This window comes from Campylobacter sp. IFREMER_LSEM_CL1846 (assembly GCF_025772105.1).
GTDB lineage: Bacteria > Campylobacterota > Campylobacteria > Campylobacterales > Campylobacteraceae > Campylobacter_D > Campylobacter_D lari_D.
The window spans coordinates 1-18,426 of record NZ_JAKMRM010000018.1 but is presented as its reverse complement, the minus strand read 5'-3'; the positions used below and the strand labels follow the sequence as shown (position 1 = coordinate 18,426).

The window sequence follows — 18,426 nt, the reverse complement described above, 5'->3', positions numbered from 1 at the left end:
ATAATAAGAGATGATGAAGTAGAGTATGATAACACTTAAGGCAACCATGATACTTACAACAATTGTTTGTATTGTTGCTGTTTTGAAAATAGGCTCATTTATAACATCAGCACTTTCGGTGCTACAAACAAGGTAAGAAGATATTTTAGCACATATACCTAGTCTTTCTTTTCCTTTTAATCCATATTCAAAGAAAGAATAATCACCATTTTGTTTGTGTGCATTTAATACCGGTCCATGATCTACCGATGGATCTAATAACTGTTTGTTTTTAGCAACAAATATCTTTCCATTTTCATCAAATAAAAAGCTATTACCAGGCATATTTTCAAAATTTTCTTGAAGCTCTTTTACTGGAATATCAACCCCAATAATTCCTACAAAATTACCATTTTTATATATAGATTTAGTATATGTTATTACATATTGATTTGTTGCTTTATCAATATAAGGAGAAGTGATGAAAATATCTTTATTTTCTTTGGCTCCAATATACCATGGTCTAGTTCTAGCATCATAGTTGATATTTTGTCCATAAATTTCGATATTTTTATTATTTTTATCACTAATATCATTACTTACAAGATTTTCTCCATTATCTAAACTTATAAAAGCAGATAAAACTCCAGAAGCTTTTCTATATGATTTTAAAATAGAGCCAACATTATCTATCAAAGCTTGTTCGGAATTTAATTTTTCATATGGAAATTCCAAAATTGTTTTTTCCAAATTTAAAATTAAATCACTATTGTGCTTCCGAAATGTTTCTAAAGAAGTTCGAGCAACTTGTAAAATATCATTTTGCCTTTTTAGCTCATTATCATAAAGGTATGTTTTGGTAAAGTAAAAACTTAACACACCTAAAATAATCAAACTTAGCGCAGTGAAAAAATTTGCCATTAAAGACAATTTAACTTTCAAAGTGTTAAACATAATTTCCTCCGTATTTTATTTTTGTAATTTTAATTTTTAAAAATTAATTATCAATTAATATTTTTTTTAATTAATTTTTTTGCTTTTTCCCACAATCTCACTCCCAATTCTTTTGCATTGTTTTTATCTAAATTTTTATATTTATGGCTTGCGAGTTTTTCGAGTTCATTTAACTCTTTGGCTAAGATATTGAGTTTGCTTTGTGCTAGCTTGCTAAAATCATCAATTTTTGGATTTTGTTTAATTTCATTAATTTTGATAAGAATTTGCTCTCTGTTTTCTTGTATTAAGCGTTTAAATTTGGCAAATAAAGTGTCAAATTTATTTTCTAATAAATCTTTAAGTATATCTTTTACGGGATTATTAAATTCTAATGATATTTTTTTAAGCATTTGGATAAATTCTTGCTCTATGTCTATAAGTTCTTTTTCTTTATTTTTTAAATCATGTTCTAAAGCGCTATATGCAAAGCTTGATTTAAATTTTTCAATCGCCAAAGAAATTCCTTCTTGTGTCCCATAAATACTTCCTATACATAAATCATAAGTAAAAGCCTTTGATTCGTTAGCAAGTTCAAAAGCAGCATTTAAAACTACTTGGGATATTTTTAAAATTCTTTCTTTTTCAAAGCTTCCTTCACAAATTGCATTAAATACAAGGTTTTTAGCGATTTCACAAGATGTAAGTTCTATGTTTTCACCTTTTTCTAAAGTTGTGATAAAAGCACTCTCGGCAGTTTCTTTTAAAAGGCCTAGTATTTCTATATCATAAAGCATTGCATCATTGATACTTATATTAAATTCATTTAAATTTAAATCTTTTAAAGTCTTTTCTAAATCAAAAAAGTTATCGCAAATTTTGTGTTTAATGGTGTTTTTTTGTTCTTCTATTTTTACTTTTAATTTGCCATATTCGTTAATATAAACAAAAAATGCTTTTTTATCTTCTTCAACTCTAGCTTTAATAATACCTTGGATTATTTTGGAAATATTTTCTTCATTTATAAGTCCAAGTTTTTCTAATACTTTAGAAAAGATAGCAAAAAGCTCTTCATTGCTAGTATTTTCAAAACTAATTTTTTTATAACTTAGATTAAAAACAAGCTCACTAATTAAGTTTGGAATTTCATTTTTTTCACAAGCTAAGAGAGAATTTTCAAAAATTATGGCTAAATTTTTCATATTTTTCCTTTTTTATAATACAAATTTCGCTTTACTTTTTAATTGATTAAAAATATTTAAACGATCATCTTTACTATCGACATAAACACTTAAAAGATAACTTTTATATGTTCCTTGTTTGCTAGTATTTGAGATTTTATATTTAAATTCTCTTTCATTGAGTATTTGGGTAAAAATTTCTAAAGCATCAACTTCAGCTTCAAAAACGACTTTATAATCCCAAAAAGTAGGGTAGTTTATAATAGGTTCTTTTTTAAGATCGCAGATATTTACCACTTTTTCCTCCTTCTTTGCTTTCTAAAACTATATCAGTAATTTGCATACTTTTATCAATAGCTTTAACCATATCATAAATAGTTAAAAGCCCAATGCTAACAGCTGTTAAGCTTTCCATTTCAACCCCTGTTTTTCCTTCACATTTTACGGTTACAAAGAGTTGAAAAGAACATTCTTCTTTGTTTTCTTCTATATGGGTTTGTACTTTTGAGATCATTAAAGGATGACACATTGGGATAAGATTTGAAGTTTGTTTAGCTCCCATTATGGCTGCTGTGATGGCAGTTTGCAAAACAGGCCCTTTTTTAGCTTTGTTTTCAATGATAGCTTCAAATGCTTCTTTACTCATGTATATTTTACCGCTTGCACAAGCTTCTCTTTGGGTAATATCTTTTTGACTTACATCTACCATTTTGGGGTGATTTTTTTCATCTAAATGCGTTAAATTCATATTTTTCCTTAAGTAAAGTTTGAAAAATTATACCAAAATGTATATTTTTATATTAAAATACTACTAAAAAATTTTAAAGGATTTGCAATGGCTTATGATGATGAAGAATTTGAAAATTATGATGATGAAATGTATGATGAAGCAGATGATGATACTTATGCAAATAATCAAAGATCATATAATTATGATGATGATGATTATGAATACGATGATGATTATAGTGATGATGATACTTATGAGATGGATTAATCGTGGGTAAAAATCTTACTAAAAAAGACATAAAAGTTTTGAGTCTTTCTTCTTTGGGAGGGACTTTAGAATTTTACGATTTTATCATTTTTGTATTTTTTTGCAAGTTATATTTCTAAAAATTTTTTTCCTGAAGATTTAAGTCCATTTTGGAAAATGTTTAATACTTATGGAATTTTTGCCGCAGGATATTTAGCTAGACCACTTGGTGGTATAATCATGGCACATTTTGGCGATAAATTTGGTCGTAAAAAAATGTTTATGCTTAGTATTTTACTGATGGTTGTGCCAACTTTTATGCTTGCTTTTATACCTACTTATGAAAGCATAGGATATTTATGTATAGTATTTTTAATATTTGTAAGGATTTGTCAAGGTATAGCTATAGGTGGGGAATTACCTGGTGCTTGGGTTTTTGTTTTTGAGCATGCTCCAAATGGACAAAAACGCACTTATCTTGGATTTTTAACAGCTTCTGTAGTAGGTGGAATTTTGCTTGGAAGTTTTGTATTTTTAATGATGAATAAGCTTTTTACACAAGAAGAACTTTATGAATGGGCCTGGAGAATTCCATTTTTCTTAGGAGGAATTTTTGGGATTATTTCTGCTTATTTGCGTAAATTTTTACAAGAAACACCTGTTTTTGAACAAATGAAAAAAGATAAGGCTTTAGAAAAATTCCCTTTAAAAGAAGTATTTAGAAAAGCTAAGCTGGGCGTTGTACTTTCTATGTTGATAACTTGGGTTTTGACGGCTTGTATTGTTGTGATGATTTTAACTATACCTTCTTTTATGGCAAAAATGTTAAATATTGATGCAAGCGTTCAAACTTACATACAAATGTTTGGTATAGTTTTGCTTGTAATTGGTTGTATATTAAGTGGAATTTTGGCTGATAAAATAGGTATAGTAAAAGCTTGTATGATTTTTTCGCTAGGATTTTTCTTAACTTGTTTATTTTATTTTAACGCTCTTTATACTAAAACACCTGATTTTAATTTAGTGAGTGTGTACTATTTAAGTGCTTGCTTTTTTACTGGAGTGATGAATTTTTGTCCTTTGATGATGAGTGAGGTATTTGATGCTAAGGTTAAATTTTCAGGGCTTAGTTTTTCTTATAATATAGCTTATGCAATAGCTGGTGGGTTTACTCCGCAACTTGCTTTATTTTTACACACTATTGCTTTGGGAAATTTAGAAAATATTGCTCGTTTTTCTTTAGGATTTTATATGTTTGCTATGGCTATAATTTCGCTTGCTTGTGCTTTGATATTTAAATATCTTAGTAATACCCAACGCACATACTCTCAGTGATTTTAATGCGTTTTTCCAAAGGAGTAGGACTGAAAAAATGGCATTTTTCGATATAAATATTATAACTATAATCTAAATTTAAAAAATCGTAAAATGCCTTTAAATTTACAAATTTAACCCCACAAACTTCTTTTATATCTAAGATTTTATAAATTTGAGAATTGTTTTTTTCTACCAAATGTGATGGAGCTAAAGTAGTAAATGAGCAAAAGGCACTTGCTAATACAAAGCCACTTAGATTTTCACATTTTTGTATAAGATGTTGGTGTTTTTGTAAAATACTTTTTTTATGTAAAAATACCACTCTTGTGCCTTGATAGCGTGCTGCCTGAACATTTTTCCAAAATTTATAAGCATTTTTGGAAATATTTGCTAATTGGTGTAATTGTATATTTAAAATATAATTATCCAAGAATTGATTGGGTGGTAAAATAGTATAAGTCATATTTTTTCTTTAAATTTGTTTTTATGATTATACTAAAAATTGACTTTTGTTTATATTTTTGCTTTATAAATTCAATACAATAAGCCAAAATTATTTTGAAGGAAAAACATGAAATTTGATACTATTAATCATGATGGTATAAAAAAACTTATGGATGTTTTTTATGCAAAAGTTAGAATAGACAAGGATTTAGGGCCTATTTTTAATGAAAAAATTGGTATAGATGATGAGAGTTGGAAAAAACACAAAGAAAAAATAGCAAGTTTTTGGGCAGGGATGTTTTTAGGTGATCCAAGTTATAGCGGTTCTCCTTTGAGAGCTCATCATGAACTACCTTCGTTTCCAAGAGAATTTTTTGATGTTTGGCTTAATCTGTTTGATGAGAGTTTGCAAGAAGTTTTTGAAGATGAACCAAGAAGTATTATTATAGAAAGAGCTAAAATGATAGCTCAAAGATTTCAAATGATTATTTATGATCACAGATTTGCTTAAGAGTTTTTAAAAACTCTTAGCGATAGTTAAAGGTATGTAAATTTTCACCTTGAGAGTATTTATAACTATATTTTCCATCAAGATAAATTACTAAACGATAATATCCTTTATGTGATCCAAATACAACTTTTCTAACATGAGCAGTATTAACTTGTAAAGTTTTTGTATTGAAATTTTGCTTTTTAGCAAAATCTATAATGATTTTAGTTGGATCTCCTATAGATAAATGTCTTAGCATTCTATCTTCGGTTTTGATATTAATCTTATTGTTATAAAAGCTAATAGAAATAAAATTATAAATATTTCCACTAAAAATTGGTGTTTCAATGTTTAAAGTGGTATTGTTTTCTTCTGTTTTAGTGTTTTTTACCCCTTGTTCTTGTGGCACAGTAACAGAAACATCAAGTATAGGTGTGGCATTTGGACTTTTGGCTTTTATAAATGAGTAAGTATCATGCCAATTGATACTTTTGTATATATCTAGAGTAGTTTGCTCTTCAGAGCCATCAAGATTAATGTAGGTAATGGTAATATTTTTTAAAATTCTTGCATCAGAATTAAAAGTAAAATCCTGTCTTTGAAAAGGACTAAGTTTTACAAATTCGGTGTTTTGTTGTTCTGAGTTATTGTCAAAAGGATTATCTTTTGCATTTAAAAATACACAGGATAATAAAAATAGTAAAAAAAATTTAATTCTCATGCGAATTTTCTCCTTTAAGTCTTAAAAGCTGTAAGTATTCTTTTTGAGCTTGGGCATTTTTAGCTTTTAAGGTTATTATGTTTTTCTCTAAAATTTTTTGCTCCTCTTTAAGCGATAATAAAACATCTAAAGAGGATTTGCCAAAAAACATATTACCAAAATACATAGCAACAATAATAGCTACAAATGATAATGCAATAGTTTTTATTAGATGATGACGAGCCTCTTTCTTTTTAGAATGCTCATCATACTCTTTTAATAAATCACTCAGAGCTTATCTCCTAAATACTCATCATTATCAAGTTCGATTTCTAACAAACGATTATATTTAGCTGTTCTTTCACCTCTTGCTAGAGCTCCTGTTTTGATTTGTCCTGTATTAAGCGCTACTGCAAAATCAGCTATAAAAGCATCTTCGCTTTCCCCGCTTCTATGACTCATAATACATCTATAATTATTTCTATGAGCTAGTCTTACTGTTCTCATAGTTTGAGTGATTGTTCCGATTTGATTAGGCTTAATCAATACAGCATTTGCCATATTTTTCATGATACCTTCTCTTAAAATATCTTCATTAGTTACAAACAAATCATCACCCACAAGTTGAATTTTATTGCCAAGCTTTTGAGTGAGTTTAATCCAACCTTCATAATCATCTTCAGCCAAACCATCTTCAATGCTAAAAATAGGATATTTAGCACATAATTCTTCATAGCGAGTAATCAAGTCTTCACTTGAGAAAACTTTACCTTCTAAATGGTATTTACCATCTTTATAAAGCTCACTACTTGCTACATCTAGTGCTAGTTTGATTTTATTTTCATAGCCTGCTTTTTTAATACAAGTCATTAAAAGATCAAGAGGTTCTGTATTATTTGCTAAATTTGGTGCAAAACCACCCTCGTCGCCTAAGGCAGTAGAGTGACCTAGATTAGCTAATTCTTTTTTTAATACTGCATAAATTTCACAAACTGATCTTAGCCCTTCTTTAAAGCTTGAAAAACCAAAAGGCATAATCATAAATTCTTGAAAATCTACACTATTGTTTGCGTGCGCACCGCCGTTGATGATATTGCACATTGGCACAGGTAATACACTTGCATTTGCTCCACCTAAGTAACGATATAAAGGTACGCCTAGTGCATTAGCAGCAGCGCGCGCTGTTGCCATAGAAATTCCTAAAGTTGCATTTGCTCCTAGGTTGGAATAATTTTTTGTCCCATCAAGTTCTAAAAGAGTATTATCTAGCTGAGTTTGATTAAACGCATCAAGCCCTATAATGTTTTCAGCTATGGTGCCATTGATGTTTTCAATAGCTTTTAAAACACCTTTTCCGCCAAATCTCTCATCATTGTCTCTTAATTCTAAAGCTTCTTTTTTTCCTGTGCTTGCACCACTTGGAACGATAGCACTACCCACACTGCCATCGCTTAGCATGATTTCAGCTTTAATGGTAGGATTGCCTCTACTATCTAAAACTTCAAAAGCTCTTAAATCTTCAATAATCAACATTATTCTTCTCCTTCATCGTCTTCTTTTGCGCCCAAAATCATACTATCTATACCGATTGAGTTTTGTATAGCTTGAGTAATTTCATCTGCAATAGCTGGATTTTCTTTTAAAAAGGCTTTAGCATTTTCTCTACCTTGACCAAGTTTAGAAGCCTTGTAAGAAAACCATGCACCACTTTTATCAATAATATCAAGTTTTACACCATAATCTATTAGCTCGCCTTCACGACTTACACCCTCACCAAACATCACATCAAATTCAGCTTGTTTAAAAGGAGGGGCTACTTTGTTTTTAGCCACTTTTACTTTAACACGGTTTCCAATAGGCTCATCATTTTGTTTTAAGGTGGCTGTTTTTCTTACATCTAAACGCACTGAAGCATAAAATTTTAAAGCATTTCCGCCGGTAGTTGTTTCAGGAGTGCCATAGCCCATCATGCCTATTTTCATACGAATTTGATTGATGAAAATTACAGTAGTGTTCATTTTATGAACGATACCGGTTAATTTTCTTAAAGCTTGGCTCATTAATCTTGCTTGAAGACCTACATGTTGATCTCCCATATCACCTTCAATTTCTGCTTTTGGAGTAAGTGCAGCAACGCTATCTACCACTATTAGATCAATGGCTCCACTTCTTGCTATAGTTTCAACAATTTCTAAGGCTTGTTCTCCAAAATCTGGTTGAGAGATGTAAAGATTTTCTGTATCAACGCCTAAATTTTTTGCATATCTTACATCAAGAGCGTGTTCAGCATCAATAAACGCACAAACTCCACCTTTTTTTTGACATTCTGCTATGATGTGTAAGGTAAGTGTAGTTTTACCTGAACTTTCAGGTCCATAAATTTCTATAATTCTTCCTTTTGGAACCCCACCAATTCCTAAAGCTAAATCAAGTCCAACAGAACCTGTAGGAATAGAATCAATTTTTTCAACTTCTTTATCGCCAAGTCTTAATATGGTGCCTTTTCCAAAGGTTTTATCAAGACTTTTTAAGGCTGCATCAAGTGATTTTCTTTTATTATCATCCATGCTTGTTAATCCTTTTATAATATGTTTAAAATTGTATCAAAAAGAAATTTAATATAAGTTTTTATTTTGAATTTTGCTAAAATACTTTTTTAGATTTTTAAGGAAAAAAATGAATAAAAAAATTAGCGTAGCACACTCTCCTGATGCTGATGATATTTTTATGTATATGGCGATTAAATTTGGTTGGGTTGGAAATGCTTATGAGTATGAAAATACAGCCTTGGATATACAAACTTTAAATGAGCTTGCATTGGAAAATATATACGATGTTAGTGCGATATCTTTTGCACTTTATCCTTTAATAGCTAGTGAATATGTTTTATTAAAAACTGCTGTGAGTTTTGGTGAGGGTTATGGGCCAAAGCTTATTAAGAAAAAGAATAAAAAATTAAAGCCAAATTTTAAAGTTGCTTTAAGTGGAGCACACACTACTAATGCTTTAATCTTTCGCATAAAATATCCACAAGCTAGAATAATTTATAAGAATTTTTTAGAGATTGAAAAGGCTGTTTTAGAAGATGAAGTTGATGCGGGAGTGCTTATACATGAGAGCATTTTAGAATTTGATTCTAGTTTGTGTGTTGAGGCTGAACTTTGGGATATTTGGCAAGAATTAGCAAAAAATGATTTACCTTTACCTTTAGGTGGTATGACCCTTAGAAGATCTTTACCGCTTAGTGATGCAATAGCGGTTGAAAAAGATTTGATTAAAGCAGTAGAAGTAGCCGATCATAATAGAAAAATTTTAGCCTCCATGCTTTTAGAGCGTAATTTAATACGCGTTGATGCACAAAAACTTGATGTGTATTTAAATTTATATGCAAATAAAAACTCTATTAATATGAATGATAAACAATACAATGCCATAGATAAGCTTTTTGAGCTTGGATATAATCATGGATTTTATGAGAAGTTAATAAAAAGTAAAGATTATCTTATCCCTAGTGAGTATGAAGAATTTAGAAATTCTTGATAGAATTTAAATTTTTAAGGAGTAAATATGGAAAGTACTTTAGTAGCCTTGGGTGTACAAACTTTTAAAATCACACTTATGCTTTCTTTACCTATGCTTTTAGCAGGGCTTATTGCAGGGCTTATTATAAGTATTTTTCAAGCTGTAACGCAAATTAACGAAGCCACGCTTTCTTTTGTGCCAAAAATTTTACTTGTTGTTGTGGTAATAGTATTTTTAATGCCTTGGATGATAAGTTCTATGATTGATTTTACAACTAATATTTTAAATCAAATTCCAAGCTTTATTAGATGATTATTGATTTTTCTAAGTATTCTTCTGTGCGTATAGGTGAGAGCTTTGAAGTGCAAACACTTGAAGAGCCTTGCGAATTTGATGGTTTTTTAATAGGTGGGGCAAATAATCTTTTAATCTCTCCAAAACCCAAAAAACTTGGAATTTTAGGGAAAAGTTTTGATTATATTAAAATTTTAGAGCAAAATGAAAAAGGCATGTTTTTAGAGATAGGCTCTAGTGTGAAATCTTTTAAAATGTATCATTTTGCTAAAGAAAATAACCTAAAAGGCTTTGAGTTTTTAAAAAATATCCCAGGGACTTTGGGCGGTATTTTAAAAATGAATGCAGGATTAAAAGATGAGGATATTAGCAAAAATTTAATTAGTATTTGCACTTTTAATCAAGAAATTTTAAAACAAAATATTGCTTTTGCTTATAGGTTTAATCCTATTAAAGAAGTGATGTTTAGCGCGAAGTTTTTTTTAGAATATGGATTTGACCCAGTTAAAGATGAGCTTTTAAAAAATGCAAGAAAAAATCAACCAAAAGGTGCTAGCTTTGGCTCTATTTTTAAAAATCCCAAAAACGATCATGCAGGAAGGTTGATAGAAGCAGTTAATCTTAAAGGTTTTAGCAAAAATGATGCGATGTTTAGCAATGAACATGCAAATTTTTTAATCAATAAAAAATATGCTAGTTTTGATGATGCTTTATTTTTGATAGAGCTTGCTAAAAAAAGAGTTTTTGAAGAATTTGGGATTGTTTTAGAAGAAGAAGTGGTAATTATATAGTATTTTTAATATCTTCATAAACAATTGTAGCTATTTCATGGACTAATTCTTGATAAGATTTATTTTTATCATTTGTGCTAAATTGAGTATTGATAGTAAGGATTTTATGATCTTTTAGTTTTTTTGTTTTGGCATTAAAAAGTTTGTATTCTATGTCGGCTTTGACTTCAAAATTTGAAAAAAGCAAGAAATTTTGTTGGCTTGCTTGAATACTTTTTAAATCTAGTAAAATAATAAAATCAGTCTTTTTGAAACGATTAAATTCTAAAAACTCACTTGCATTGATGAAATTTTTATTTGTTTGTAAGATATTTTGACTATTGATATAAGTTTGATTTTCTTTTTGACTAAGTAAGGCAAAATTATTTTGCTCATTTAAAATAGCACTTAATGCTTTTAGTGTGTCTTTTGCCATGCTTTTAGCATCGATTTTTAAATTTGAAAAATAAAAATTATATTCTTTTTCATAGCTTGGCACTAAAGCTAAGGTGCTAATGTGTGAGAGTTTATCATAATTTATATCTTGATCAAGATTGATGATATTAAAATTATCATTATTTTGTAATTTGATGATTTTTTTATTTGCAAAAGAATTAGCATAAATAGCACTTAAAAAACACAAAAACACCAAAAAAAATCTCACTAAAAACCTTTTAATTTAAATTCATTCTTAGCAAAAGCTATAAAACTTGGAAGTTTAAAATCAGGACTATTGTAGTTTAAGGCCTTTTTGTCAAAATCGTATAAAATTCCACCATTTTGTTTGACTAAAAAATCTCCTGCGGCTATATCCCAAGCTTTTGGGCCGCCAAAACGCGGGTAAATTCCAGCTTTTGCTTCAAGTAAATATACAAACTTTAAAGCAGATGAAACCTTAATGCCTTCAAGATGATTTTGAATAAAAAAATCTTCATTATTATCATGATTTTTAGAGTAAAGGGCTATATTTTTAACCTTTTCGTATTGCTCTAGACTAAGATTTAAAATTTCATTATTTTTATAAACTTTAGTATGGGTATGTGCATAATAAAATGCATTATTTTCCACATCGCCTATAAGCGAAAGCACAGGAGTGTTTTTATGGATTAATGCGATTAAAACACAATATTCTTTATCTTTTTTAGCATAAGATTTAGTGCCATCAAGAGGATCTATTAGCCAAAAATACTCTAAATTTTTTCTTTCTTCATAAGAAAGTATATTTTCTTCAGAGCATATAGCTATATCGCTTGAAGCTAAAATTTCACTAATAGCTTCATTAGATTTTATATCAGCTAAACCTACTGGGGAATCATCATCTTTAAGCCATAAGGTATTTTTGTCTTTATATTTAAGCAATACCTTAGAGGCTTCCTTGCCTGCTTTTAAGGCTAATTCTAAAAGTGTGTCTAAATTTTTCATAAGAAAATTATAGCAAGTGAAAATAAATACTTAGTAGAGTTATTTTCTACTAAGATTATTGATAAATTTTATTAAGCTAATAGCTAAAATTGCTTCAAGTAAAGCAGTAAGCACTAATCCTGAGTATATATCTTGAGTGATAATATTAGTTTGATAAGAAAGCGTAGCTACTGCGATAAGTAAGGTTAGTGGCATAGAATGGCTTAAGCCAAATAAAAAGGTATTTTTTAAACCAAGTATTTTTACAAAAGTCATAGCGCAAAGTATTCTTAGTCCTATCATAAAGATAGTTAGTGAAAAAGCTATGATTAAAACTTGAGGATTTAAAAGCATTTGGAGTTTAAAGCTTGAACCTATATAAATGAAAAATATAGGGATTAAAAAGCCATAACCAAAACTAGAAAGTTTATGCTCTAAGTCTTTTTTATGATCAAAAAAAGTAGCTATAAATGAACCCGCTATAAAAGCTCCAAGTGCAACTTCAAGTTTAAAATAAATCATAATTGCAACTATGGCTATGAAAATTGCCATGCAAAATCTTATATCTTTTTCATTTTGATCTTGCCAAGGCATGAGTATAGTTTTAAGTTGTGGATACCACCAAAAAAGCACTTCTAAAAATTTAAATCCAAAAATACAAAGTGCTAAAAATCCCACTAGGTATAATAAATTTTGAGTAAGTGAGAAAAGATCAGCACCTTTTCCCAAAAATGCTGCAGCTATGGTAAGTAAAACTATGCTCACAACTTCAGCTAAAGTGGCTACCACCATGGATACATTTAACCACTCGCAATTTTTCCCAAAGTCTCTATAAAGCGTTGAGAGCAAACCCACACTCATAACAGGTATGATAATGACAAAAATATAAGAAATATCTATACTTTCAACCGCTAAAACGCTAAAAACATATAAAAGTATGATGTAAATAAAAGCTTTATTAAGTAAGCTTCTTTCGGTTTTTAAAAAGGTTTTAAGATTGATTTCCATCCCTGCTATAAACATAAGATAGTAAAATCCTGCATTAGCCAAAAGCTTAAAATTCTCACTTTCTCCTATAAAACCTAAAAATCCTATAAAAGAGCCAAGCATAATTTCAGTAGCTGAAAGTGGGAGTTTTAAAAATTTAGCAATATAAGGTGATGTAAGCAAACATCCTGCTACGACTAATAAAATTTTTAAATCCGTAGCAGCTTGAGCATCAATGGCATGAGCTAGCAAAGCTAAATCCCATTTGTTTTAGTTTTTGTATGTCTTTGCTAGGTTCTTCGCCTTTAGTTGTAAGATAATCACCTACTACTATAGCACTAGCTCCTGCGTCAAAAATTTCATATTGTCTTTCTTTTAGCACTACTTCTCTACCACCTGCTACCATGATATGTGCATTTGGTAAGTCTTTTTTAGTATCTTTGATGATATTTAACGCCTCATCAGCATTTAATAAGTTTTGCTTGAGCTTTAAATTTTCATTTGGTATGAAAAAATTAATAGGTGAGGAAAAAGGATCAAGCTCTTTTAAACTTGTTCTAAAACTTTTTCTATCAGCTTCACTTTCTCCAAGACCATAAATTCCGCCACAGCAAAGCATTAAACCTGCTTCTTTAGCATAAAGATTAGTTTGAAATCTTTGCTCCCAAGTATGCGTAGAGCATATGTTTGGAAAAAATTCTTTAGAAGTTTCTAGATTATGATTATAAGAAAAAATTCCTGCTTTTTTTAATTCTTTGAGTTGTTCTAAATTTGCTATGCCATTGCAAGCTATGAGTAAAAGTCCTTCTACTTCTTTTTGCACCGCATGAGCTACTTTGCACACATACTCAAGTTTTTCATCATCAAGTCCAGCACCTGCTGTAACTAAACAAAAACCTAAAGCCTCGTTTTTCTTAGCTATTTTAGCTTCTAAAACAATTTGATCTATATCTTTTCTTTTGTATTTGTTGATATTAGTTTTTACATGAGCGCTTTGAGTGCAGTATTTACAATCTTCCCCGCACCCTCCACTTGCTATATTAGATATAGCACAAAGCATAATTTGCATTAAATTTCCTTTTTGATTTTGCATTTTAAGCACTCTAAAAATGTGCCTTTTTTAAGCTCTTTGATAATCAAAGTTTCGCCACATTTGCTACATTTTTCTTCACTTGGTTTGTATTTGCTTATATAGTTGCATTTTGGATAAGCACTACATCCATAAAATTTACCACGCTTAGAAAAACGCTCCACGATCTCGCCTTCTTGACAGCTTGGGCATTTCACGCCTATGGTATTGAGTTTTTTCTCACTTTTTTCTTCGTTTTGTGTTTCTTGTTTTAAATTTCTTGAGTATTTACATTTTGGAAAATTTAAACAAGCTATAAATTCTCCATATCTTCCTTTTCTTATAGCAAGCTCTCCACCACAATCAGGGCAGGTTTCATCTAGCTTTGTGAAAGTTTTTTGGCTTTTTATATTTTTTTTACCTTCATCAATTTTTCTCATAAAAGGAAAATAAAACTCTCTTAAAACTTCTTGCCAGTCCATTTTGCCTTCTGCAATGATATCAAGTTTATCTTCCATTTTAGAAGTAAAATCACTATCTACTATATCACTAAAGTTTTGTTCTAAAACCTCTGTTACAACAAAGGCTATTTCATTGGGTATGATTTGCTTTTTATCTATACGCACATATTCTCTTGCACTAAGTAAAGAGATGGTTGGAGCATAAGTTGAAGGGCGTCCTATGCCAAGATTTTCTAACTTTTTAACAAGCCCAGCTTCAGAGTATCTTGAAGGTGGCTCGGTAAAATGTGAGCTTAATTCTATATTTTGTATATTTAGTATATCTTCTAGTTTTAAATTAGGTAAAATTTTATCTTTATCCATATCTCCATATACTTTATAATGCCCATCAAATAAAATTTTTCTACCGCTTATTTTAAAACTTGCTTCATTTGATTTTGCATAGACATTTTGAGTTTGAGATATAGCAGGATTCATTTGTGAAGCTAAAAAGCGATTATATATTAAAGTATATAATCTTGCTTCATCTTTTTCTAAAAATTCACTTGCAAGTTTTGGCGTAAAGCTAAGATTAGTCGGTCTTATAGCTTCATGTGCTTCTTGAGCGCCTTTGCTTTTAGTGGTATAAATATTTGCTTTGTTTGGTAGGTATTCTTTGCCAAAATCATTTTTGATGAGTTTTCTTACTTCTTCTAAAGCTTCTTTTGCGATGTTTAAGCTGTCAGTTCTCATATAAGTGATCACACCCATAATACCTTGATGGGTTTTTACACCCTCGTAAAGTTTTTGAGCAATCATCATGGTTTTTTTAGGGTTAAAACCTAGGCGATTGCTCGCACTTTGTTGCAGGGTTGAAGTCATAAAAGGTGCTTGTGGAGCTATTTTTCTATCTTTACTTTCTATATCTTTTATTTTAAAGTTAGCATTTTTACAAGCTTCAAAGATGAGTTTGGCTCTATCTTCGTTAGTTAGACTTAGTTTTTCTATCTTTTGATTTTGAAATTCGACTAATTCAGCTTGCAAGTCTTTTTCAAAAATCATATCTATACTAAAGTATTTTAAAGGAATAAAAGCTTTTATTTCTCTTTCCTTATCGACGATGATTTTTAAAGCCGCACTTTGCACACGCCCTGCACTTAAGCCTTTTTGGATTTTTTGATTTAGTAAAGGACTTAATTTATAGCCTACTATGCGATCAAGTAAGCGTCTAGTTTGTTGAGCATTGACGCTATTTACATTTAAAGATCTTGGGTTTTTTAAAGCATTTTCTATAGAGCTTTTAGTAATCTCATGAAAAACTATGCGTGGCAGGGAATTTTCATCTTTATTAATAGCCTTAGCTATATGATAAGCTATGGCTTCACCCTCACGATCCTCATCGGTTGCAAGGTAGATGGTTTTAGCTTTTTTAGCCTTTTCTTTGAGTTCTTTTACTAAACTTGAATGATCATTTGAAATTCTATATTCTGGTTTAAAATTTTCATCTTCTATTTTTATACCAAAGCTAGTTTTAGGTAAATCTCTAATGTGACCTTTAGAAGCTATTACTTCATAGTCTTTACCTAGAAAATTACCTATGGTTTTAGCTTTAGCAGGTGATTCTACTATGATTAAATTTTTCATTATTTTCCTTATAAGGATTAAAATTAGTAAAAGTGTATAAAAAAAAGTTAAATTTTTTGCTTAGATGGATTTTTAAATAAAATGCAATTAATGATATAATTTTTTATAATTTAATTTCATAGGATATAAAATGTTTTTGCAAAAAAACTTACAAGCTTTAGAATTTACCAATAAACCATTACAAGAAAAAATTCTATCTTTAAAAGAAGAATTTATCGACATCTTTCCAAGTCAAACACCCTTTGTGCCCTCAAAAGATGATTTAATAAAACCTAATATATTTTTTTGCGGTATAGGAGATGGGCTTTTTTTGAAAAAACTTATTAATAAACATATTTTTATTTTTGATAAATCAGAATTTTTTGCTAATGTTTTAAGTAAGATGGATTTAAGTCAAGAGCTTTCAAGCGGAAAAATATATCTTTGTGATGTAGAAGAGAAAAGATTAGAAGAGTATCTTGTTTTGCTTTTTTCACAAAAAGATTGTTTTGAGTATTTAGGGCTTTTTAAACTTTTACCTTATAGTGAATTTTATAACAATAGCCCCATGTTTGATTTTGTGTATCAAAAGTGCTTAGATGTGATAAAAAGAGTGGTGGGAAATGTTGATACAAGTTTTACTATGGATGCTAAAATTTATAAACAATTTTTATCTAACATACCTTTAGTCTTAAAAAATACTCCTTTTCAAAGATTTATTTATGAAAATAAAGGAAGAAATAAAAGTGTTATTGTGGCGTGTGCAGGCCCTTCTTTAAATAAACAACTTAAGCTTTTAAAAACTTGTCAAGATGATTATGTGATATTTGCTTTAGATGCTACTTATAAAACTTTACTTAAGAATGAAATTTATCCTGATTTTGTTTTTTCTATGGATATTTACGAAGAATGTGCAAGTTTTTATGAAAATTTACCACAAAGCAAAAAAGAACCCATTTATATTATAAATGCTGCTGTAGATAAAGCTTTAATGCAAATTTTAGAAAATAAAAATCCAAAAATTTTTATTTTAAAAAATTTAGATTATCAACAAAAATTTAATTTAAATGATTTTGGTTATTTAGATATTGGTATTAATGTGGCTCATTTTGCTTATAATTTTGCTATAGCTTTGGGATTTACTAATGTAATCATGATAGGACAAGATTTGGCTTTTAGTGATAGTGGAAAATCTCACGCAGATGCAGCTAACTTTACTTTTCGTGATGAGGAAAAAGCTCAACACGATGCTACTAAATTAAATGTTTTGTCTTATGGAAAGAAAGGGTTTATTCAAACAAATATAGGCTGGGATGAATTTAGAAAAAGATTGGAAGTTTTATTTTTATCTCATCCTGATGTTAAATTTTACAATGCCACAGAAGGTGGAGCTTTTATAGATTATACCATAGAGATACCTTTTGAAAAGGTTTTAGCGTTATATAAAGGAAAAAAACAAGATTATATATTTCCAAATACTTTAAGTATCAATAGACAAGAAAAATTATTAAAAAAATCTTTGGAAATTTTACAAAAAGATTATTTAGAGTTAAATGCTTTGCATCAAAAAGCAAAAGATCTTTTAGTAATTTTGCAAAATCAAAACGCAGTTTTTAATGAGCAAGTATCAGAATTTATTTTTGATTTTAATGATTTATTAGATAATGCAAAAATTTTACAAAGTTTTATGTACAAACCATTGTTTTATTATAGAGCTTTTTTTAATGTGAGTTTGTATCAAGAACCTCAAAATGCTTTATCAAGTTATGTAGATTTTTTAAAAATATTTTTAGAAATTGCAGCGTTAAGTCTAGCAAGTATAGAAAATTCTATAAATGAATATAAAAATATCTTAAAAGTATAAATTTTTTTATCATTTTTTCGATATAGCTTAAACAACTGCATGGAAGCGGTTGAATTTATTTAAAAGGATTTAAAATGGGATTTCGTATAAATACTAATGTGGCATCTTTAAATGCTCAAAACAACGCAAATTTAAACTCAAGAGCATTAGATAGCTCTCTAAGCAGATTAAGCTCAGGTCTTAGAATCAACTCTGCAGCAGATGATGCTTCAGGTATGGCTATAGCAGATAGCTTAAGATCACAAGCTAACACTTTAGGTCAAGCTATAAGCAATGGTAATGATGCTTTAGGTATTTTACAAACAGCTGATAAGGCTATGGATGAGCAGCTTAAAATCTTAGATACTATCAAAGTAAAAGCTACTCAAGCAGCACAAGATGGACAAACTACCAAAACAAGAAATATGCTTCAAGCTGATATTAATCGTTTGATGGA

The 18,426-nt window shown here is 29.4% G+C and carries 20 protein-coding genes and 2 pseudogenes; 8 read left to right on the top strand and 14 right to left on the bottom strand.

Annotation, left to right across the window (positions count from 1 at the left end; translation table 11 throughout):
* The 4 genes from L8W40_RS07630 to moaC all read right to left on the bottom strand — a co-directional run.
* On the bottom strand, positions 1-933 hold a 933-nt coding region (locus tag L8W40_RS07630), incomplete at its 3' end, for a cache domain-containing protein (protein ID WP_263665098.1).
* A gap of 50 nt (positions 934-983) precedes the next feature.
* Entirely contained in the window at positions 984-2,114 is a 1,131-nt protein-coding gene (locus L8W40_RS07625) for a hypothetical protein (protein ID WP_263665097.1), read from the bottom strand.
* 12 nt (positions 2,115-2,126) lie between these two features.
* Entirely contained in the window at positions 2,127-2,390 is a 264-nt protein-coding gene (locus L8W40_RS07620; protein WP_133319952.1) for a DUF493 family protein, read from the bottom strand.
* On the bottom strand, positions 2,368-2,841 hold the full coding sequence (gene moaC, locus L8W40_RS07615; RefSeq protein ID WP_133319951.1) for a cyclic pyranopterin monophosphate synthase MoaC: 474 nt from the start codon (positions 2,839-2,841) through the stop codon (positions 2,368-2,370). Before moaC ends, L8W40_RS07620 begins: the two co-directional genes overlap by 23 nt.
* Positions 2,842-2,928: 87 nt before the next feature.
* Here moaC and L8W40_RS07610 point away from each other — a divergent pair, with 87 nt between their 5' ends.
* Positions 2,929-3,090, top strand: a complete 162-nt coding sequence (locus L8W40_RS07610; RefSeq protein ID WP_133319950.1) for a highly acidic protein — start codon at positions 2,929-2,931, stop codon at positions 3,088-3,090.
* Between the two features lie 2 nt (positions 3,091-3,092).
* A pseudogene (locus L8W40_RS07605) lies at positions 3,093-4,404 on the top strand (MFS transporter).
* On the opposite strand, the gene L8W40_RS07600 reads toward L8W40_RS07605, so the two are convergent.
* Positions 4,373-4,849, bottom strand: coding sequence for a cysteine permease (locus tag L8W40_RS07600; protein WP_263659937.1), 477 nt, complete (start codon positions 4,847-4,849; stop codon positions 4,373-4,375). The pseudogene L8W40_RS07605 and the gene L8W40_RS07600 sit on opposite strands and share 32 nt — an antisense overlap.
* A gap of 108 nt (positions 4,850-4,957) precedes the next feature.
* On the opposite strand from L8W40_RS07600, the gene L8W40_RS07595 reads away from it, so the two are divergent.
* Positions 4,958-5,341 (top strand): group III truncated hemoglobin, encoded by a 384-nt coding sequence (locus tag L8W40_RS07595; protein WP_133319947.1) that lies wholly within the window; start codon positions 4,958-4,960, stop codon positions 5,339-5,341.
* A 16-nt stretch (positions 5,342-5,357) separates the two neighbouring features.
* Here the strand turns inward: L8W40_RS07595 and L8W40_RS07590 are convergent, their stop codons facing one another.
* From L8W40_RS07590 to recA, 4 genes are all read right to left on the bottom strand, one after another.
* On the bottom strand, positions 5,358-6,041 hold the full coding sequence (locus L8W40_RS07590) for an AMIN domain-containing protein (RefSeq protein ID WP_133319946.1): 684 nt from the start codon (positions 6,039-6,041) through the stop codon (positions 5,358-5,360).
* Entirely contained in the window at positions 6,031-6,207 is a 177-nt protein-coding gene (locus L8W40_RS07585; RefSeq protein WP_259443318.1) for a hypothetical protein, read from the bottom strand. The genes L8W40_RS07590 and L8W40_RS07585 overlap by 11 nt, the downstream gene beginning before the upstream one ends.
* 101 nt (positions 6,208-6,308) lie before the next feature.
* Entirely contained in the window at positions 6,309-7,553 is a 1,245-nt protein-coding gene (gene eno / locus L8W40_RS07580) for a phosphopyruvate hydratase (RefSeq protein ID WP_263665096.1), read from the bottom strand.
* On the bottom strand, positions 7,553-8,587 hold the full coding sequence (recA, locus tag L8W40_RS07575; RefSeq protein ID WP_087700900.1) for a recombinase RecA: 1,035 nt from the start codon (positions 8,585-8,587) through the stop codon (positions 7,553-7,555). Before recA ends, eno begins: the two co-directional genes overlap by 1 nt.
* Positions 8,588-8,696: 109 nt before the next feature.
* Between recA and L8W40_RS07570 the strand changes: the two genes are divergently transcribed.
* The 3 genes from L8W40_RS07570 to L8W40_RS07560 are packed head-to-tail and all read left to right on the top strand — an operon-like array spanning position 8,697 to position 10,627.
* Positions 8,697-9,560, top strand: coding sequence for a menaquinone biosynthesis family protein (locus tag L8W40_RS07570; RefSeq protein WP_263665095.1), 864 nt, complete (start codon positions 8,697-8,699; stop codon positions 9,558-9,560).
* 27 nt (positions 9,561-9,587) lie between these two features.
* Positions 9,588-9,854 carry a flagellar biosynthesis protein FliQ gene (gene fliQ, locus L8W40_RS07565; RefSeq protein WP_012660903.1) on the top strand — a complete coding sequence of 89 codons (267 nt, stop codon included), beginning with the start codon at positions 9,588-9,590 and terminating at the stop codon, positions 9,852-9,854.
* Complete coding sequence (locus tag L8W40_RS07560; protein ID WP_263665094.1) at positions 9,851-10,627, top strand: UDP-N-acetylmuramate dehydrogenase; 777 nt, start codon at positions 9,851-9,853, stop codon at positions 10,625-10,627. The genes fliQ and L8W40_RS07560 overlap by 4 nt, the downstream gene beginning before the upstream one ends.
* Here L8W40_RS07560 and L8W40_RS07555 read toward each other — a convergent pair.
* Genes L8W40_RS07555 through topA form a run of 5 tightly spaced genes read right to left on the bottom strand, consistent with a single transcriptional unit; the run spans position 10,620 to position 16,147 of the window.
* Positions 10,620-11,270, bottom strand: coding sequence for a hypothetical protein (locus tag L8W40_RS07555; protein WP_263665093.1), 651 nt, complete (start codon positions 11,268-11,270; stop codon positions 10,620-10,622). The genes L8W40_RS07560 and L8W40_RS07555 overlap by 8 nt on opposite strands.
* Entirely contained in the window at positions 11,270-12,028 is a 759-nt protein-coding gene (locus tag L8W40_RS07550) for a 3'(2'),5'-bisphosphate nucleotidase CysQ (RefSeq protein ID WP_263665092.1), read from the bottom strand. Before L8W40_RS07550 ends, L8W40_RS07555 begins: the two co-directional genes overlap by 1 nt.
* 39 nt (positions 12,029-12,067) lie before the next feature.
* Complete coding sequence (locus L8W40_RS07545; protein WP_133319939.1) at positions 12,068-13,246, bottom strand: cation:proton antiporter; 1,179 nt, start codon at positions 13,244-13,246, stop codon at positions 12,068-12,070.
* Positions 13,227-14,063, bottom strand: coding sequence for a biotin synthase (locus L8W40_RS07540; protein ID WP_039627786.1), 837 nt, complete (start codon positions 14,061-14,063; stop codon positions 13,227-13,229). Before L8W40_RS07540 ends, L8W40_RS07545 begins: the two co-directional genes overlap by 20 nt.
* Positions 14,063-16,147, bottom strand: a complete 2,085-nt coding sequence (gene topA / locus L8W40_RS07535) for a type I DNA topoisomerase (protein WP_412175461.1) — start codon at positions 16,145-16,147, stop codon at positions 14,063-14,065. Before topA ends, L8W40_RS07540 begins: the two co-directional genes overlap by 1 nt.
* Positions 16,148-16,277: 130 nt before the next feature.
* Between topA and L8W40_RS07530 the strand changes: the two genes are divergently transcribed.
* Positions 16,278-17,990 (top strand): motility associated factor glycosyltransferase family protein, encoded by a 1,713-nt coding sequence (locus tag L8W40_RS07530; RefSeq protein ID WP_263665091.1) that lies wholly within the window; start codon positions 16,278-16,280, stop codon positions 17,988-17,990.
* Between the two features lie 74 nt (positions 17,991-18,064).
* A pseudogene (locus L8W40_RS07525) lies at positions 18,065-18,426 on the top strand (flagellin); the annotation flags it as partial.

What these genes read in the sequence shown, in the direction of transcription:
- L8W40_RS07625 (WP_263665097.1), bottom strand. Translation starts at nt 2,114, where the DNA reads ATGAAAAATTTAGCCATAATTTTTGAAAATTCTCTCTTAGCTTGTGAA.
- moaC (WP_133319951.1), bottom strand. Translation starts at nt 2,841, where the DNA reads ATGAATTTAACGCATTTAGATGAAAAAAATCACCCCAAAATGGTAGAT.
- L8W40_RS07610 (WP_133319950.1), top strand. Translation starts at nt 2,929, where the DNA reads ATGGCTTATGATGATGAAGAATTTGAAAATTATGATGATGAAATGTAT.
- L8W40_RS07600 (WP_263659937.1), bottom strand. Translation starts at nt 4,849, where the DNA reads ATGACTTATACTATTTTACCACCCAATCAATTCTTGGATAATTATATT.
- L8W40_RS07595 (WP_133319947.1), top strand. Translation starts at nt 4,958, where the DNA reads ATGAAATTTGATACTATTAATCATGATGGTATAAAAAAACTTATGGAT.
- L8W40_RS07590 (WP_133319946.1), bottom strand. Translation starts at nt 6,041, where the DNA reads ATGAGAATTAAATTTTTTTTACTATTTTTATTATCCTGTGTATTTTTA.
- L8W40_RS07585 (WP_259443318.1), bottom strand. Translation starts at nt 6,207, where the DNA reads ATGTATTTTGGTAATATGTTTTTTGGCAAATCCTCTTTAGATGTTTTA.
- eno (WP_263665096.1), bottom strand. Translation starts at nt 7,553, where the DNA reads ATGTTGATTATTGAAGATTTAAGAGCTTTTGAAGTTTTAGATAGTAGA.
- recA (WP_087700900.1), bottom strand. Translation starts at nt 8,587, where the DNA reads ATGGATGATAATAAAAGAAAATCACTTGATGCAGCCTTAAAAAGTCTT.
- L8W40_RS07570 (WP_263665095.1), top strand. Translation starts at nt 8,697, where the DNA reads ATGAATAAAAAAATTAGCGTAGCACACTCTCCTGATGCTGATGATATT.
- fliQ (WP_012660903.1), top strand. Translation starts at nt 9,588, where the DNA reads ATGGAAAGTACTTTAGTAGCCTTGGGTGTACAAACTTTTAAAATCACA.
- L8W40_RS07560 (WP_263665094.1), top strand. Translation starts at nt 9,851, where the DNA reads ATGATTATTGATTTTTCTAAGTATTCTTCTGTGCGTATAGGTGAGAGC.
- L8W40_RS07550 (WP_263665092.1), bottom strand. Translation starts at nt 12,028, where the DNA reads ATGAAAAATTTAGACACACTTTTAGAATTAGCCTTAAAAGCAGGCAAG.
- L8W40_RS07540 (WP_039627786.1), bottom strand. Translation starts at nt 14,063, where the DNA reads ATGCAAATTATGCTTTGTGCTATATCTAATATAGCAAGTGGAGGGTGC.
- topA (WP_412175461.1), bottom strand. Translation starts at nt 16,147, where the DNA reads ATGAAAAATTTAATCATAGTAGAATCACCTGCTAAAGCTAAAACCATA.
- L8W40_RS07530 (WP_263665091.1), top strand. Translation starts at nt 16,278, where the DNA reads ATGTTTTTGCAAAAAAACTTACAAGCTTTAGAATTTACCAATAAACCA.